12 protein-coding genes and 2 pseudogenes are annotated in these 15,703 nt (G+C 34.1%); 3 read left to right on the top strand and 11 right to left on the bottom strand.

Annotated features, from left to right (window positions below):
* Positions 1-95 precede the first annotated feature (95 nt).
* Together BMW37_RS15920 and BMW37_RS15915 are read right to left on the bottom strand one after the other, a co-directional pair.
* Positions 96-344: a zinc ribbon domain-containing protein gene (locus tag BMW37_RS15920; RefSeq protein WP_218139471.1), complete on the bottom strand. Its 249-nt coding sequence runs from the start codon at positions 342-344 to the stop codon at positions 96-98.
* Positions 310-414, bottom strand: a pseudogene (locus BMW37_RS15915) (helix-turn-helix domain-containing protein); the annotation flags it as partial. The gene BMW37_RS15920 and the pseudogene BMW37_RS15915, both read right to left, overlap by 35 nt.
* 20 nt (positions 415-434) lie before the next feature.
* Here BMW37_RS15915 and tnpA point away from each other — a divergent pair.
* Both tnpA and BMW37_RS06675 read left to right on the top strand, forming a co-directional pair.
* Positions 435-848, top strand: a pseudogene (tnpA, locus tag BMW37_RS06680) (IS200/IS605 family transposase).
* Positions 849-1,374: 526 nt separating this feature from the next.
* Positions 1,375-1,881: a Spy/CpxP family protein refolding chaperone gene (locus tag BMW37_RS06675; RefSeq protein ID WP_093318848.1), complete on the top strand. Its 507-nt coding sequence runs from the start codon at positions 1,375-1,377 to the stop codon at positions 1,879-1,881.
* A gap of 91 nt (positions 1,882-1,972) precedes the next feature.
* On the opposite strand, the gene BMW37_RS06670 is transcribed toward BMW37_RS06675, so the two are convergent.
* The 9 genes from BMW37_RS06670 to BMW37_RS06630 all read right to left on the bottom strand — a co-directional run bounded on the left by BMW37_RS06670 (position 1,973) and on the right by BMW37_RS06630 (position 14,651).
* Positions 1,973-2,344, bottom strand: coding sequence for an EamA family transporter (locus BMW37_RS06670; RefSeq protein WP_177168601.1), 372 nt, complete (start codon positions 2,342-2,344; stop codon positions 1,973-1,975).
* Complete coding sequence (gene arnT / locus BMW37_RS06665; protein ID WP_093318846.1) at positions 2,341-4,101, bottom strand: lipid IV(A) 4-amino-4-deoxy-L-arabinosyltransferase; 1,761 nt, start codon at positions 4,099-4,101, stop codon at positions 2,341-2,343. The genes BMW37_RS06670 and arnT overlap by 4 nt, the downstream gene beginning before the upstream one ends.
* 63 nt (positions 4,102-4,164) lie before the next feature.
* Positions 4,165-5,061 carry a 4-deoxy-4-formamido-L-arabinose-phosphoundecaprenol deformylase gene (gene arnD, locus BMW37_RS06660; protein ID WP_093318845.1) on the bottom strand — a complete coding sequence of 299 codons (897 nt, stop codon included), beginning with the start codon at positions 5,059-5,061 and terminating at the stop codon, positions 4,165-4,167.
* Positions 5,058-7,106, bottom strand: a complete 2,049-nt coding sequence (gene arnA / locus BMW37_RS06655; protein ID WP_093318844.1) for a bifunctional UDP-4-amino-4-deoxy-L-arabinose formyltransferase/UDP-glucuronic acid oxidase ArnA — start codon at positions 7,104-7,106, stop codon at positions 5,058-5,060. Before arnA ends, arnD begins: the two co-directional genes overlap by 4 nt.
* A gap of 29 nt (positions 7,107-7,135) precedes the next feature.
* Positions 7,136-8,095 carry an undecaprenyl-phosphate 4-deoxy-4-formamido-L-arabinose transferase gene (gene arnC, locus BMW37_RS06650; protein ID WP_093318842.1) on the bottom strand — a complete coding sequence of 320 codons (960 nt, stop codon included), beginning with the start codon at positions 8,093-8,095 and terminating at the stop codon, positions 7,136-7,138.
* Positions 8,082-9,251 carry an aminotransferase class I/II-fold pyridoxal phosphate-dependent enzyme gene (locus BMW37_RS06645; protein WP_093318840.1) on the bottom strand — a complete coding sequence of 390 codons (1,170 nt, stop codon included), beginning with the start codon at positions 9,249-9,251 and terminating at the stop codon, positions 8,082-8,084. The genes arnC and BMW37_RS06645 overlap by 14 nt, the downstream gene beginning before the upstream one ends.
* Positions 9,248-10,678 (bottom strand): UDP-glucose dehydrogenase family protein, encoded by a 1,431-nt coding sequence (locus BMW37_RS06640; protein ID WP_093318838.1) that lies wholly within the window; start codon positions 10,676-10,678, stop codon positions 9,248-9,250. Before BMW37_RS06640 ends, BMW37_RS06645 begins: the two co-directional genes overlap by 4 nt.
* A gap of 1,383 nt (positions 10,679-12,061) precedes the next feature.
* Positions 12,062-12,892, bottom strand: coding sequence for a MurR/RpiR family transcriptional regulator (locus BMW37_RS06635; RefSeq protein ID WP_093318836.1), 831 nt, complete (start codon positions 12,890-12,892; stop codon positions 12,062-12,064).
* 121 nt (positions 12,893-13,013) lie between these two features.
* Complete coding sequence (locus BMW37_RS06630; protein ID WP_093318834.1) at positions 13,014-14,651, bottom strand: PTS transporter subunit EIIC; 1,638 nt, start codon at positions 14,649-14,651, stop codon at positions 13,014-13,016.
* A 323-nt stretch (positions 14,652-14,974) separates the two neighbouring features.
* Between BMW37_RS06630 and BMW37_RS06625 the strand changes: the two genes are divergently transcribed.
* Positions 14,975-15,661 carry an N-acetylmannosamine-6-phosphate 2-epimerase gene (locus BMW37_RS06625; RefSeq protein WP_093318971.1) on the top strand — a complete coding sequence of 229 codons (687 nt, stop codon included), beginning with the start codon at positions 14,975-14,977 and terminating at the stop codon, positions 15,659-15,661.
* Positions 15,662-15,703: the final 42 nt, after the last annotated feature.

Raw genomic sequence — 15,703 nt, 5'->3', positions numbered from 1 at the left:
GATTTAAAATAACTAATTACTTTCTGTGTTGGGAGGTAATTCTCCTAATTGACATCCTCCCCCTGCTAAAGCAAGGGGATCCTTACTGCGCACCTTCAATTACTTAAAGGAGTCACTTCGGTGGGTTCTTGCTTCACAGAGATGGCTAACCACACATTCTCTCCACAAGCTAACAAGCGGTGCCCCCGCTCTAAGATATTAATCGTACCGACCACATTTGCGTGATTTTCATAACAACAATTGACACATTGAAACTGGGCTTGTGTCTGTCGATTCTCCCTAGCAATGTGACCATAACACGGGCACGTCTGACTTGTTAAAGACGAAACGACACGCTCCAGCAAAACGGGGCATATTACGCCGTTGTATACCGCTAGGCTTCAATTCAAGTTTAAAAGCTTGAGGTCGTTTCATATATGAATTTCAATTGGTCTATGAGAAAAAATCAAGATATCAGACACAGAAGAAATTGCGTATTTCTAATTCACGTTTACTTAGTCTTTGTCACAAAATATCGACGTGATGTCTTTACTAAAACCATACAGGATGAATCATGTCTGATCTTTACTGATGTTTGTGCCGATTTTGAATCTGAACTCTTCGAGTTTGACGGTGAGGATGATTATGTTCACTTACTGGTCAACTCCCGCCAAAGGCGGCTATTTCTAAACTCGTCAATAGACTCAAGGGCGTATCTAGTCGGCTGATTAGGCAAAAATTATCCTAGCATTCGCCAAAAACTGTGGGGAAGCGCTCTGTGATCACCAAGTTAGTTTGCGGGCAGTTGTAGCGGTGCGCCTATTGCTGTCGTACGTCAGTATATTGAACAGCAACGTATACCTCACTAATTCCCAAGAGGACTGCGAGGCAGTCGGAGCTTACATACCAGCCCTAAAGGGCAAAGTTTTACGCACTTTTGATAAATTAAAAACGAAGTAAAACCTTTTCAAAACTCCCCGCTTGGCTTAACAAAGATATCGACGGGTTGCTCCCATTTAAGCCCCGCGAAAAAAACAATGACCCCAAAATAAAGTCAAAAAATTTTAAATTTTTGTTGAAAATATTCATTTGTGCACCTGTGTTAATCGTAAGCTTACTTTGGTGTGACCTATATAAACAAAGATAGCTATTGTATACGCAAGAGTTATCTTTGTGCTTATTTTAAAACTATCTTGATTATGAACAGTGAGTAGAGCACATATTGTGTCACCCCAGAAGATATTCATGAACATTAGAAAGTTTAAAGATTTTTACGGATAATTTACAGTTAAGCACTCTAGTTTACATCTGATTCGTTAGAATTACGTCGCTTAATAAAGACTAGATGATTTTCAGTGTATTTAGTCGTTTTTTTTAATCCTTAGGAGTTATAACATGAATAGATTAGTTAAATTTGCACTTATCCCTACAATACTGACTACGTTAACTTTTTCAGTGTTAGCCGAAACCGATAATATGGGTGTTGATAGACAAATACATAAACATCAAGTTAAGATAGATAGAATGTTTGCGGGATTGAATTTAACAGAAGAACAAAAGCAGGCAATTTCAGCACTGATTCAGGAAAGAGCTACTCAACAAAATCAACAATTAGACACTCGTAAGGCAATAGAATCTCTTGCATTAAGTAATAACTTTGATGAAGCTAAAGCAAAAGAACTCATACAAGCTCAAGCTGAACAAAGACAAACAAGGCAACTAGAGAAGTTAAAGCTTAAAAATGAGATATATAACCTTCTTACACCTGAGCAAAAAACACAATTTACAGCTAGTTTAGAGCAAAGAGAATCAAAACGTTCTCAACTTAAAGATGAACGCCGTGAAGGAAGAAAAGATCAAAGACGTAATGATAAGGAGAGAAGGCATAACGAAAATAGCTAAATTAATAAGATTAACATAAGGATATGAATTCATTTCTTATGGAAAGCATCTAAGCTCTATCATATTTGACAGAGCTTTTTTTTACTGTGTTTCAGTTAACAAGAAAAGCAATCCCACCCATAATCATCACTAACCCAATATAATTAATAGCATTAAGTTGCTCGTTAAAAATATATCTTGCGCCTAAACTAATAAATATATAGTTAATACTAAGCAGAGGGTAAGCAATTGATACATTGATATATCTTAATACATATAACCATGTGATGAAACCAAATCCTAAAAAAATAACCGCAGTTAACGTCCAACATAACGATATAAACTGAATACAATTATGTTTTATATTGCTAGGTTTTTTTATATCAGAGTTAGCACTATTTCTCACTAATGCTGCTTGTTTTTGGCAAAGCTGCCCTGCGCTAGTGAGAAGGCTAGTGATAAAAAGTATGAGATAAATACTCAAAATGGATCATACCAATATAATGAAAAACGGTGCTCTTCTGAAACAAAACTAGCAGGAGGTAAGCTAGGTTGAACTAATGAGTTTGATTTTTTAAGCCTTACAATCGCAACACTACCATGTTTTCTTTTTTCATTAAGCCAATTATTTAAGTTTTCTTGTGGTATAAATCTATATTGACTATCAGGGTAGCCTAATCCATATGCAAGTTCACCTTTTTCATTTAATAAAAATATTTCAGGATTAGAAAGTTCATATCCGAGTGCTGTTGCTACGCCAATACTATCTGAAACAATTACAGTTGAATCTGTTAATAATGGGAGATGATCTTGTATAAAAGATTGTGGCTGCTTTGAATCAACGATTTTATCTGGAACAGTAAATCCAAAAAGCAAACTTAACAGTAGGGGACATCCAGCTGCTAGATACCAATATCTATGCTTATTTAATAAAGTTAAACCACCAAAACAACTCCAACTAAAAAAAATAATTATTCCTATACCTACTTTACTAAATTCATGTTTTGAAAATAAGTTTAATGAAGGAATAAAACCACTTATCATTAACATGAGTAATATTATTCCTAAAACTCCAAAGCTAATATTAATTATTGCATTTAGTGTAAAAGGTGAAATTTTGTTAAGTTCTGATAATCGGAATTTACCGATAGTATCTAAAGCCTTGATGGTATTTTTTTTATGAATTAAGTAACTGATATAAGCAGCGATTGTAATTGCTAACGCAGGCATACAAACAAGAATATAGGTCAATAATTTTCCTTTCGCGATACTAAAGAAAATAAAGGGAATCCATAGCCAATTAATTAGTAACCAATATGAAGTGGGTTTATTTCTATTAGTAATACAGTGAAAACATGCTTGGATTAAAAAACCTAACCAAGGTAAGGATGCTAATAAAATTATCGGCATATAATACCAAAAGGGGGCTTTATGCTGTGCATTATCATGCGCAAATCTCTGTATATGTTCTATCCAAAAGAAATAATGCCAATAGTCTGGCTCCCTTGCGTGAATAGCAAGTGCCCAAGGTAAACAAAAGGCTATTAGCGTAAAAATTGTTATAAGACAATAGCGCAAATCCCTATAAATTTGACCTATTAATATTGATGTTGGTAGGAGAATTATGACCGGAATTACAACACCTAAAAATCCTTTTGTTAAAACTGCCATAGCACAAAAAAAGCCAATTAATCCATACCCAATTATAGAAGTAAAGCGACTGCTCTTAATAATAGTTGTAATGTGAGGGGCTCGTATAGGGTTAAAAGCATCCTGATTAATTTTAGTATATACATAAATAGCACCAGTAATCCACATCATTAACATAGGATCAAGGACACTGTAAGTGCCAACTGCAAAAACTAAAAAAGATGTTAAAAAAATCAAAACTGCATATTGTGCTGTTTGTTTCGATTTAAGTAGTATGAGTGTGATTTTATAGATAAAAAAAGCGGTCACCATCGTACTAAATACTGATGCAAATCTGACAGCAAAATTTGAATGTCCAAATATAAGCTGGCTAATTGCATTAAGCCAATAGCCGGCAATTGGTTTTTCGAAATAGCGTAAACCTAGTAAATGAGGGACAATCCAGTTTCCACTATCAATCATTTCTTTACTAATAGCGGCATATCTGACTTCATCAGGTTGCCAAAGTAAACGATTATTTAGAGGGACGATATAAATTATGAAGAATATACCGCTTATTAATAAGGTAAAATAATGGTTAATTATTTTCATTCTTGTGTATTAAGTCCTGTAGTTATGATATCAATAGATTGATTTAAGATAAATTTAGAAAATTTAAACCATGTGTTTTTGTTGTGCTACCCATCCTTCTCTGCCTGTAATAAAGCCTTTTGCTATCGAGCATATAGGGAGATGTTCTACTGAGGAGGGGATTAAATCTATTAAAGGACAAAAAGAAATTTGTTCCTTAGTTGCCATAGTTAAAAAATTTTCGAAAAGAGCCAGTTTTGAAATACCTTCAACTTCGGCATGAATTGTGTAAACAGGGACACCAGAATGTAGGTGAATTTTATCAAGAATATAGGCATTATAGTGCTCTTCGCTCACCGTATGTCCAATAATTTCATCATAGGTTGGTAAAGATACTGGTACTTGGATAGTTCCTAACGTGCCATCGGATAGTAATGGAAAAAAAGGGGTATCTCCCCGACAGTCACTATTGTATGTGAAATTGAAATTAGACTTGATATCTATCACCCGTTGCGTTGCCCGCCATCCTGCAACAGCAGATGAGGTAACACAGTTTCCAACAATGCCAATTAATTCATCCATGGCAAGTTCAATCTGGCGTAAAATGATTTCATCAGGCCAGTGGGCAATATTGCGTTGCCAAGCATGATGGTCCCATGCATGCATGCCAATTTCATGTTGCTCATCTTTTGTCATTTGTATTGCAAGTCGAGCGTGTTTCCCTATTAATTTGCCAGGCCAAGCTGTTCCAGCTGTTAAAATACTCCAACCATACAGTGAGTAAGCTTTCGACATTAGCATCTTTTTTAAAAAATGAGGCCTGAGTAGACGCCAAAAATGTCTTCCCATATTATCTGGCCCTACACTGAAATAAAATGAAGCTTTAATGTTATGCTTTGCAAGTATTTCTAATAAATTAGGTACGCCAATTGAGGTGCCTTTTAATGTATCTACATCAATTCTTAAACCTACAACTTTCATTTTAATGCCTCATAGGAAGATTGATTTTTATTGAGCTTGACAGCTTGCCTTAAAAAATGGTCAAGCGTATTTTTCAGAGTCTGCTCTAATGCGATCTCAGGTGTCCAATGCAGTATATTTTTAGCCTGACTGATATCAGGTTTTCTAAAATCAACATCTTGATATCCCTGCCCGTAAAAATCCATTGCATCCACAACTTTTATTGGTAGAGGTTTTGGCAAATATTTCGAAAGTGGGTGACTGACATAAGCATTAACTAATCGATTGGCTAATTCAGCAATACTTGCTTCATTTTCAGGATTACCAATATTGATAATTTGTCCATCACACAGACCATTATGATTTTCAATAATTGCGATGAGAGCATTAATCCCATCCTCGATATCAGTAAAACAGCGTTTTTGTAGTCCACCTTCAACTAATGCGATAGGTTCTCCATCAACTAAATTTGCTATCATTTTTGTAATCGCTCTAGACTTTCCTTGTCTAGCTAATTCTAATGAATCAAGACCAGGCCCCATCCAGTTGAAGGGTCTAAATAATGTAAACTGTAATTGATTTTCACTCCCATACGCCCAAATTACTCTATCTAATAATTGTTTTGAACTTGCATATATCCATCTTTGTTTGCTAATTGGACCCATAATTAGATTTGAGTTTTCTTCATTGAATTTTTCATCATTACACATCCCATAAACTTCAGATGTGGAAGGGAATATGATTCTTTTTTGATATTTTACACAGTGCCTAATAATCTCCAAGTTAGCTTCAAAATCAAGTTCAAACACTGTCAAGGGCGATTTAGTGTACGATTCCGGAGTAGCAATTGCGACTAATGGAAATACGATATCAGAAGATTTGATAAGAAATTCAATTTGAGTTTTATGCAATAGAATATCAGCTTCATAAAAACGGAAATTTACATCATTTTTTAATGATGCAATAGCAGAATCATTAATATCAACACCGTGAACTCTATAATTTCCATCAGCGAGTAATCTAGTTGCAAGATGCTGCCCAATAAAACCATTTACTCCAATAATTAGCACAGTTTTGAGCTTTTCTTGTTTATTTTTTACTGGCCCAAATTTATCTAGCCTGTTTAAATTGAAATGCTTTGCTAGTTGATTTCCATTTAGCCAAATATTTGTAATGGGTGTATTGTTTGAGTCTGTTAGCGATTCTATTTGACAAGACTTTACTTCAAGAGAACCATCAAGGGTTGCAATAATTAGGGGATCGGTTGATAAAATAGTGCCAGGTGCAGAATTTTTATCGTTCTGTGAATTATGAGTGAGTAATGCAGCTTCCCAAATTATAATTTTTTGGTTCTTATAGAATGTAAATGCACCAGGGTAAGGTGCACTAACCCCGCGAATTAGATTATAAATTGAAAGGCTATTACTATCCCAATTTATTAGGCCATCCTCAGGTTTTCTTCTTGGGAAATAAGAAGCTTGTGACTCTTGTTGTGAAATAGTGACGTAATTGCGGCTTTTTATTTTAGGCAAAGTTCTATCTAATAATAACTCTGCTGCGATATTCATTTTATGCAATAAACTACGAGCAGTATCGTTGATATCAATTGGTATTTTTTGTTGTGCAACAATTTCTCCTGCATCTAACCTATCTGTCATATGATGTATGGTCACACCTGTTTCAGAAGCACCTTTTATAATAGCCCAATTAAGAGGAGCGCACCCCCTGAAATGAGGTAGTAATGAACCGTGAAGATTGAATGTTCCAATTTTAGCTAATTCAAGAATATTCATACTTATTTTTTCACGATAATAAAATGAAAAAATGTAATCTGGATTAAGCTCAGCGATATAACTTTCCCATTTCATAGTATTAATCGTATCAGGAGCAAATATCATCAAATTATGTTCTGCACATTTTTTTGCGACAGATTCAAAATAGATATGCTCGTTTGGGGAGTCTTTATGTGTGAAAACAGTAATGATTTCAAATCCAGCTTTGATTAAAGATTCAATGCCCGTACAGCCTATTGTATGGTAGGCGAACACCACTGCGCGATTTTTCATAATTAACGATCCTTGTTTAAATGTTTATTTTAAGATTTGATTTTATCAATGACATGCAAGATGAAGTATCTAGGCCTTGCTCTGACATCGTTATAGATTCTCCCAATGTATTCACCTAAAATACCAAGGGCGATAAATTGAGCTCCAATAAAAATAAATAACACTGCAAAGAGAGTAAATACCCCACTAGCTGCCCATTGAGGTCCTAAAAATAACCTTAAAGAAAGAAGGGTAATAGCAAATATAAATCCAAGACTTGCAATAAGGCAGCCAATTAAACTAAGTAGTCTAAGAGGTGTCGTAGTAAGGCATGTGACTAAATCAAACATCAAATGAATAAGTTTAAATACGCTATACTTAGATTTACCATGGAGTCTTTGCTCGTGCTTAACTGGAATATCAATAGTTTTTCTTGCAAAGCTATTTGCTAAGATAGGAATAAATGTACTTCTTTCATGACACAGCAGCATTGCTTCTACAATGTGTTTGCGATATCCCCTTAACATGCAACCATAATCACCCATAGGTTTGCCTGTGATAGTTTGAATTAAGCTATTTATTTTCATTGAAGCAGCCTTACGAAACCAACTATCTTGCCTATTTTCTCGGATTGTTCCAATTACATCATATCCTTCCTCTGCATGATTTACGATATTAGGAATCTCTTCAGGTGGATTTTGCAAATCACCATCTAATGTGATGATCAAGTCACCTTTTGCTTGTACAAATCCAGCCATAATTGCACTATGCTGACCATAATTACGATTTAGAAAAACACCAATTACATGGTTTTTGCTTAACTCAGCAAGCTGTGCGATTAGTTCGGATGAACCATCCGTGCTTCCATCATCAACTAGAATAATCTCAAAAGATTTTGAAGTAGCAAGAGAAGCGTTAAATACTCGCTCAAATAAAATGGGAATGTTCTCTTTTTCATTAAATATCGGTATCACTAATGAGATCATTTCAATCGGTTTATTTAAGAACATTTCTACTCCTTGTGAAAAGGTCTAAAATATTAATGACACGATCAGCGTCTTCAACTGTCATATCGGGAAATAGAGGTAAACTTAAAATGCGACTATCATTCCATTCGGTATTAGTAAGATTATTCGGGCTTTGTGTGTTTGTATTTAGATGCTTTTGGTAATACCTATGAGTATGAATAGCCTTAAAATGTAGGCCTGTATGAATCCCGTGCTCTTTAAGAAAATTCATCAAATCTTCTCTGCTACAACTTAAAAGTGAAGTGTTGATACGAATAATAAATAGATGCCATGCATGCAAATGATCATAATTTGGAATGGATAGGGGGGTATAATATTCAGTATCTATTTTTTTAAGATAATGTTCAGCGAGTAGTGCTCTTTTTCTATTAATGTAGTTAAGCTTTTCAATTTGAACGCATCCAATCGCTGCATGAAGATCAGAAAGGTTATACTTAAAGCCTGGTTCAATAACTTCAGCAGTAGGCTTGCGTTGCCGAGTAACTTGGTCAATATCTGTTTGTGCAATGCCATGAAACTTTAGCTGTCTCAGCCGCTTTGCAAGAACATTATTATCAGTAACTACTATCCCTCCTTCAGCGCAGGTGATATTTTTTATTGCATGAAGTGAAAAAATTGCTGTACCGCGTTGACCGATTATCTCATTTTTATAAACGCTACCAATTGCGTGTGCGGCATCTTCAATAATTTGAATGCCATAATCTTTTCCAATTTGATAAATTTCCTCTAAATTACACGGTACACCTGCAAAATGCACTGGTATAATAGCCTTTGTTCTTTTAGTGATGGCTTTTTTAATCGCATCAGTACTGATTAAAAGAGTATTGATGTCTATATCAACAAATATAGGATCAGCACCTACTAACCGTATCATATTAGCAGTTGACACCCATGTCATCGAAGGTGTGATGACTTCATCTCCCGGACCGATTCCTAATGCATATAATGTTAAATGCATACCAGCTGTTGCTGAAGATAATGCAATTGCATGTTTAGCTTTGAGTAAATGGGCAAAATGCTCTTCTAACTGTTGATTGTAAGTGCCAGTAGTAATCCAACCAGACTCTAATACTTTCAATATAGCTTGAGATTCTTTTTCATCAAAATAAGGTCTACTAAAGGGTAAATAATTACTCATGCTGAATCCTTTTTTATTTGATTTAAATATTGCTCTTTACGATAAACAGGTTTTCTTCCAATGCTAATGTAGGTAATATTTTGAGCAATTGCATCGGCTAAAGAAAATAGGTTACGCCCATCAAATATGACAGGTTCAGTGAGAGAGGTTTTTAATATATCAAAATTGATTTCATAAAATTGTTGCCAGTCCGTGCAAATAATTAATGCATCTGCATCGATAAGAGCAAGTTCTTTAGATTCTGCAAATGTTACTTGCTGGTTATTTGCAAAATACTGTTTTGAATTTGTAATAGCTACAGGGTCAAAGGCTGTACAAGTCGCCCCTAATTTACAGATAGAATTGATTACAGTAAGGCTTGGTGAGTTTCTAATATCATCAGTTTCAGGTTTAAAAGATAATCCCCAAATTGCAAAATGTTTGCCACTAATATCATGGCCATAATAATTTAACACTCTATCTACTAGTAGGGTCTTTTGCTCACTATTGACGGCTTCTATTGCCGTTAATAAATGAGGGAAAAATTGGTGTTCTTTAGCTTTATTAATTAAGCACTGGATATCTTTAGGAAAGCAAGAGCCACCATAACCACAACCTGCATCGATAAAAGAAGGACCAATTCTTGAATCACTAGCAATACCAGCTTTGATAGCATCGATATCAGCGCCAAGTAATTCAGCTAGCCTAGCCATTTCATTGATGAAACTAATTTTAGTGGCTAACATACAATTTGCTGCGTATTTAGTCAGTTCAGCGCTTCTGACATCCATCTCTAATATCGGAATTCCTTTTTTTGTGAACGAATGATAAAGCTTCCTCATAATTGAGAGCGCTTTTTTTGAATTGGAACCAATAATAATACGCTCTGGGTGTAGACTATCAATCACAGCCGTCCCTTCTTTTAAAAATTCAGGATTAGATATAACGTCAAATTCAATTTTGTCTCTATTTAAAATAGAGGCTAGTTTATCGTTTGAATTCATAGCTTGAACATAACTAGACGCATTTTCAGCTAAAGTTTCAAGAATTGTATTTTTAACCAAGTCAACTGTTCCAACTGGAACGGTTGACTTATTAATGATTAATTTATATCCATTTATATAGTTTCCAATTGTTTTTGCGACTGTTTCTATAGCGCTCAGATCAGCACTACCATCTTCATAAGATGGAGTGCCCACTGCAATAAATAAAATATCAGCAAACTCAATACATTCTTTTGGATTTAATGAAAATGATAGACGATGTGCGAGCTTATTTCTTTCGACTAATTGGTCAAGACCAGGCTCAAAAAAAGGAATAATCCCATCATTTAGCTGGTTAATTTTTGCATGATTAATATCTACACACATTACATCATGTCCTAATTCTGCAAGAGTTGCTGCTTGAACAAGTCCTACATAACCTGTTCCAAAAACGGTAATTTTCATTGTTTTTCCTTAAACTTATGAAATAGAGAAGGAGTTTCCCCTCAATTAAATATAGTTATTTAATATTATTGGTGATAAAAAAAATGACAAAAAAAAACATTATTTGTATAAAAACCAGATTATATTTATGTAAACATTATGCAGATGTTCGTTGTAATTTATGAGTTAATCACTTAACGAGCGTATATCAATGCTTGAGATTTATCTGGTTTGCAATTTTTAAAAAAAAGGATATTTTGAAAGGTTCTTCGTGAGAATTGTTATTTAAATTCTCAAAGGATTGTAAAAATAATAAATATTTAAGTATTATATTGTTACATCGTAGGACTGTTTAATCGTAAAAAGTTATTACTAAATTTTAGTGGTTAGAAGCTAGTGAAAATCTTTTTTTGACAGAAAAATATTCGTAATATATTGATAATTTTATGAAAAAATATTAAGACGCATTTTTCTTTTCAACCTAAATACATGGCTAGATAATAAGATATGAGTTGATAAAAAAGTTACAAAAAATTCGAAATCTTATTGTTTGTGAGTTAATGGTTGCGCTTGGGCTTTAGTTGAGCACTATCTAAGATAGGGATAAAAGAAATTAGCTACTACTCATAAATGAACTTAGTTAAGAATCATTAGTAGGTACTTAAGGTTAATTAATAATTAATTTCTGACTAAGTCATTGTTTGGTATTTAATTTCATGCATAACTGAAATAAAGCAGTATTACTATCTTGTTTTGAGTGAGCTAGTGCTGCCTATTTACTCAGGAATTTAAAAATTTTTTCTTTTATTTTAATCTCATTTTCATCATCCATTGCGTTAAAAATAATAAGCATAAAATCTGGTAACTAGTGAAGTGCTGTTCTCGCTACTTTGTCCGTAGAAATCATAACACCAAACATCAGTGTTAATGACCTCTTTATTTATTTTATAGTAGTTTGCAGAGCGGGTACGTTCACTCTGCCGCCAGAGTTCATTATCTTTATGTTTTTCTCTCTTAGCAGTAAACTCACATTTACGCCTTTGACCATATGATTGGTAAAGATGATTATTCCTATCGCAGTTTGTGCAGATTTCAAAAGATGTATTGCAGTCAGTGCATTGAGTATACCGACCTGGTTAAGTGGCAAGTGCTTAGGAGCTGGGTTCGATAGAAAGCAGTATCGAGGACAAATCTTTAGTTACCCTACATATTACCATTAGAAACTATCAAGCCCAAAGCCCCTATCGAAAGCATAAACTACATCACATTTTTGACACAAATTCTATATGTAACTGTAGAGTCATTATGTGAATTAGAAAAGTGCGTTAAAAGCCAAATTTACGCACTTTTTAACAGCCATTTACAGGATAGGAGTTTTCATGATTAACACATTAATATTGACTTTTATAATAACAAATCAACTGTAACTTCAGCAGTATTGTTTGCAAGGCATGAATAATCAGGATAAATTTTTATCATTTCATTAATTAGAATATCAACAATTAAAAGAGCACCTACTTTTGATGCTAAAGCTCCACCAGTTAAAGGACCTTCTGGATTAGCAGCAACCAATACTTCTGTTGATATATTTCCTAAAGGGCTATTTGAAATATTCGAAATAGCGACTATTTGCTTATGATTTTTTTTGAGACTATTTGCAACTTCAATAATTTCTCGAGTAGAACCTGAACTTGAAATAGCAAACCATAGATCATCTATATTTGGATGAATTGACTGCATCATTGCGATATGTGTATCTGTATGCATTAATGCTGTTTTACCAATTCTGATAAGTCTATAACAGAGATAGTTTGCAACTATAGATGATGCTGCAACACCAATACAATGAATAATCTTAGAATGGTGTATTAAATTACAAATACGAATAATCTGCTCTCGGTCAATTAAACTAAGAGTGTCTTTAAGACTGTTAATTGCACATTCTGTCGCAAAATTAGGGATGTCATCTTTCCTTTGGCCTAGAGAATTTGATTTGAATTTTAGATGGTTTAGTTCCAAAGCCAGTGCCATTTTGAAATCAGAATAGCCATTATATCCTATATCGCGACAAAATCGTAATACCGTAGCTTCGCTTGTGGCTGTTTTTTGTGCCAGAACAGTGATTGTCATAAATTGTATTTGCTCTGTATTTGCTAATATATAATCGGCAATCAAGGCAAGTTTAGGACTTTTGGCGATTTTATTTGTTTGTATTTGGTAGAGTGGATTTTTCATAACCTAAGTAATTTTGTAACTTTTTAAATACAATTAATTTCATTAATTGCATAATTAGCTATTTATATATGCACTTAGCTGAGTCGGTAGATATCATAACTCAGCTAATATGTCTAGTTTATCAGCTAATTTGATATTTAGCTATTATTTGATTTTTATAAGTTTCCGCTTGAGTTCCGAAAATTATTTGCACTGCATTTCCCGACCTAAATATTCCTTTTGCGCCAATTGCTTTCCAGCTAGCTTCATCGGTAACAAGAGATTGGTTATGAATGGTTACTCGTAATCGAGTTATGCAAGCATCGATTGATTTTATATTTTCTATACCGCCAAGTTGGGACACTATTAACTCAATAAGTGGTTTATTGCCCTTGGATTGCGGTTTCTTTGATTTTTCTTTTTCATCAAAATCTTTTCTTGTGTAGAGTTTCGCATCTGTATCATTACGACCTGGAGTAGAAATATTAAATTTTAAGATTATTGTTTTGAATAAAAAGTAATAAATTATTGAATAGATAGGACCTAGTATTAATATCCAATGATAGGAAGTTTTTTCAGTTCCTTGCAATAATCCGAAGAATGTAAAATCAATTAGCCCCCTTGAAAATGTGATTCCAACCGCAACATCTAAAATGTGCATAAGCATATAGGCAATACCTTCTAGCACAGCATGAATACCATATAATACTGGTGCAACAAATAAAAAAGTGAATTCAATAGGCTCAGTTATACCAGTTAGAAATGATGTCAATGCCGCAGATAAAAATATACCCTTTATTCTTGAGCGATTTTTAGAATCAGCGCAGTGATACATAGCCAATGCAGCAGCAGGAAGACCAAACATCATTGGCAAAAAACCACCAGTCATAGTTCTAGTTGCTTCTGAACTAAACTTAATGGTCTCAGGATCAGCAAGCTGTGCAAAAAAGATTTTCTGACCTCCTGATACAACTTGTCCCCCAACTTCCATAACACCACCAAGTTCTGTATACCAAAATAATGGATATATTGCATGATGCAATCCAAAAACATTTAATAAACGCATAAGGGTTCCATATAGAAATGTACCTATATACCCCATAGAAGAAAAAGCTTCACCAGAAAAAACGATAGCTTTAAAAATAGGAGGCCAAATAAATGGCATTAAGAGACCTAAGGGAATGAAAAAAATCATTGTAATAACAGGGATTAGACGGTTTCCACTAAAGAATGCCAAGTAATCTGGGAGCTGTACCTCAGAAAAGCGATTTGTAATATAAGCAGATAGGAATCCGCACATAATACCGCCAAAAACACCGGTTTGCAGTGTGAAAATTCCTAATTCTTTAGTATAGAGAGCCGCAAGACCCACGGCAGTATCTGGCGATATTCCTGCTTTTGTCAATGCGTCAATACTTGTGGAATCAGGCGTTAACCCTTGAAAACCTAATACTGTACTTATAACTGTATGATATAGGAGAAAGCCAATTACAGCAGCGAGAGCAGCAGTTTCTTTATTTCGATTTGCCATACCTATTCCAACGCCTATTGCAAAAAGCAAAGGAAGATTTGCAAATACAAATAAACCTGCGTTAAAACAGAGTTTTAAAATACGATTGAGTATAGTGCCATCTTGTAAAAATGTCAGTTGATAGGTTTCTATTAATGGACCACTTGTAAAGGCTCCCCCAACACCTAATAAAATACCAGCCATAGGTAATACTGCAATTGGAAGCATAAAGGCGCGTCCTATCCTTTGTAAGGTAGCAAATATATTCATATGTAAATCCCGTTGTAAGTTATCTAAGTATCTAAGTCTAGTTAATTATTCCATATATTTCGAAATTCTAATCTGATTATCTTCATATGAAAAAAAACTTCAAAGATAATAAAGTAAATTTGCAATCAATATCACAAAAATAATTTTTATCTATAATAAAAATTATTTTCATTAAAAATTAATTTATAATTCTTACAAATAGGAATTATATGAAGTTATTTTATTCAGCTATCAAAAATTTAGTGGTTTCCACTAACGATGATGGATATTTAATAGTTAACAAAATAAAAACTGAGGCTTGTATGAAACAACAATTAGAAAATATGACTTACGTAAATGATAAATTGGAAGATTTTAAGAGGGAATTATTTGGAAAAATTATTGTTTCAATACAGCCTGTAGAGAAGAGCCCTCTTGATACAGGTGATTATATTGTTGCTGTTGCTAAAGCAGCTAAATTAATGAATGTGCCAGCAATTCGTATCCAAGGTGTTGATAATGTCAGGATAGTATCAAGTGAAGTTGATATACCAATTATAGGGATTGTTAAGAGAGATTTGGATGATTCACCAGTGCGTATTACTCCCTTTATTGAAGATGTCATCGAATTGAAAAAAGCTGGCGCAGCAGTTATAGCATTTGATGCAACAGACAGAATTAGACCTATATCACGTGAAAGTATTTGCCATGAAATTCATAAAGCAGGGTGCTTTGCTATGGCTGATTGTGCAGCTTATGAAGATGGGATCTGGGCAGCTAAAAATAATGTTGAATTTATTGGTACAACATTATCCGGTTATACAACGCCAATAACTCCTCTTGAACCTGATTTTGAACTTATAAAATCTTTTAAAAAAGCAGGCTTATATACAATTGCAGAAGGCCGTTTCAATACGCCTGAACTCACACAAAAAGCAATTCTATCAGGTGCTGATTGTGTTACAGTTGGTTCAGCATTAACGAGATTTGAGGTTGTACTTGAATGGTTTAATAATGCAATTAGCAAATAGGTCTAAAGTCAGTATATTTAGCTAGGATTGCATTTTAAGGAG

The sequence above is a fragment of the Thorsellia anophelis DSM 18579 genome (genome assembly GCF_900111395.1).
Classification (GTDB): Bacteria; Pseudomonadota; Gammaproteobacteria; order Enterobacterales; family Thorselliaceae; genus Thorsellia; species Thorsellia anophelis.
Note: the sequence above shows the minus strand (reverse complement) of the source record. Positions and strands in the feature narration are given on the sequence as shown.

What these genes read in the sequence shown, in the direction of transcription:
- BMW37_RS06635 (WP_093318836.1), bottom strand. Translation starts at nt 12,892, where the DNA reads ATGAAAAATCCACTCTACCAAATACAAACAAATAAAATCGCCAAAAGT.
- arnD (WP_093318845.1), bottom strand. Translation starts at nt 5,061, where the DNA reads ATGAAAGTTGTAGGTTTAAGAATTGATGTAGATACATTAAAAGGCACC.
- BMW37_RS06640 (WP_093318838.1), bottom strand. Translation starts at nt 10,678, where the DNA reads ATGAAAATTACCGTTTTTGGAACAGGTTATGTAGGACTTGTTCAAGCA.
- BMW37_RS06625 (WP_093318971.1), top strand. Translation starts at nt 14,975, where the DNA reads ATGACTTACGTAAATGATAAATTGGAAGATTTTAAGAGGGAATTATTT.
- arnA (WP_093318844.1), bottom strand. Translation starts at nt 7,106, where the DNA reads ATGAAAAATCGCGCAGTGGTGTTCGCCTACCATACAATAGGCTGTACG.
- arnC (WP_093318842.1), bottom strand. Translation starts at nt 8,095, where the DNA reads ATGTTCTTAAATAAACCGATTGAAATGATCTCATTAGTGATACCGATA.
- BMW37_RS06675 (WP_093318848.1), top strand. Translation starts at nt 1,375, where the DNA reads ATGAATAGATTAGTTAAATTTGCACTTATCCCTACAATACTGACTACG.
- arnT (WP_093318846.1), bottom strand. Translation starts at nt 4,101, where the DNA reads ATGAAAATAATTAACCATTATTTTACCTTATTAATAAGCGGTATATTC.
- BMW37_RS06630 (WP_093318834.1), bottom strand. Translation starts at nt 14,651, where the DNA reads ATGAATATATTTGCTACCTTACAAAGGATAGGACGCGCCTTTATGCTT.
- BMW37_RS06645 (WP_093318840.1), bottom strand. Translation starts at nt 9,251, where the DNA reads ATGAGTAATTATTTACCCTTTAGTAGACCTTATTTTGATGAAAAAGAA.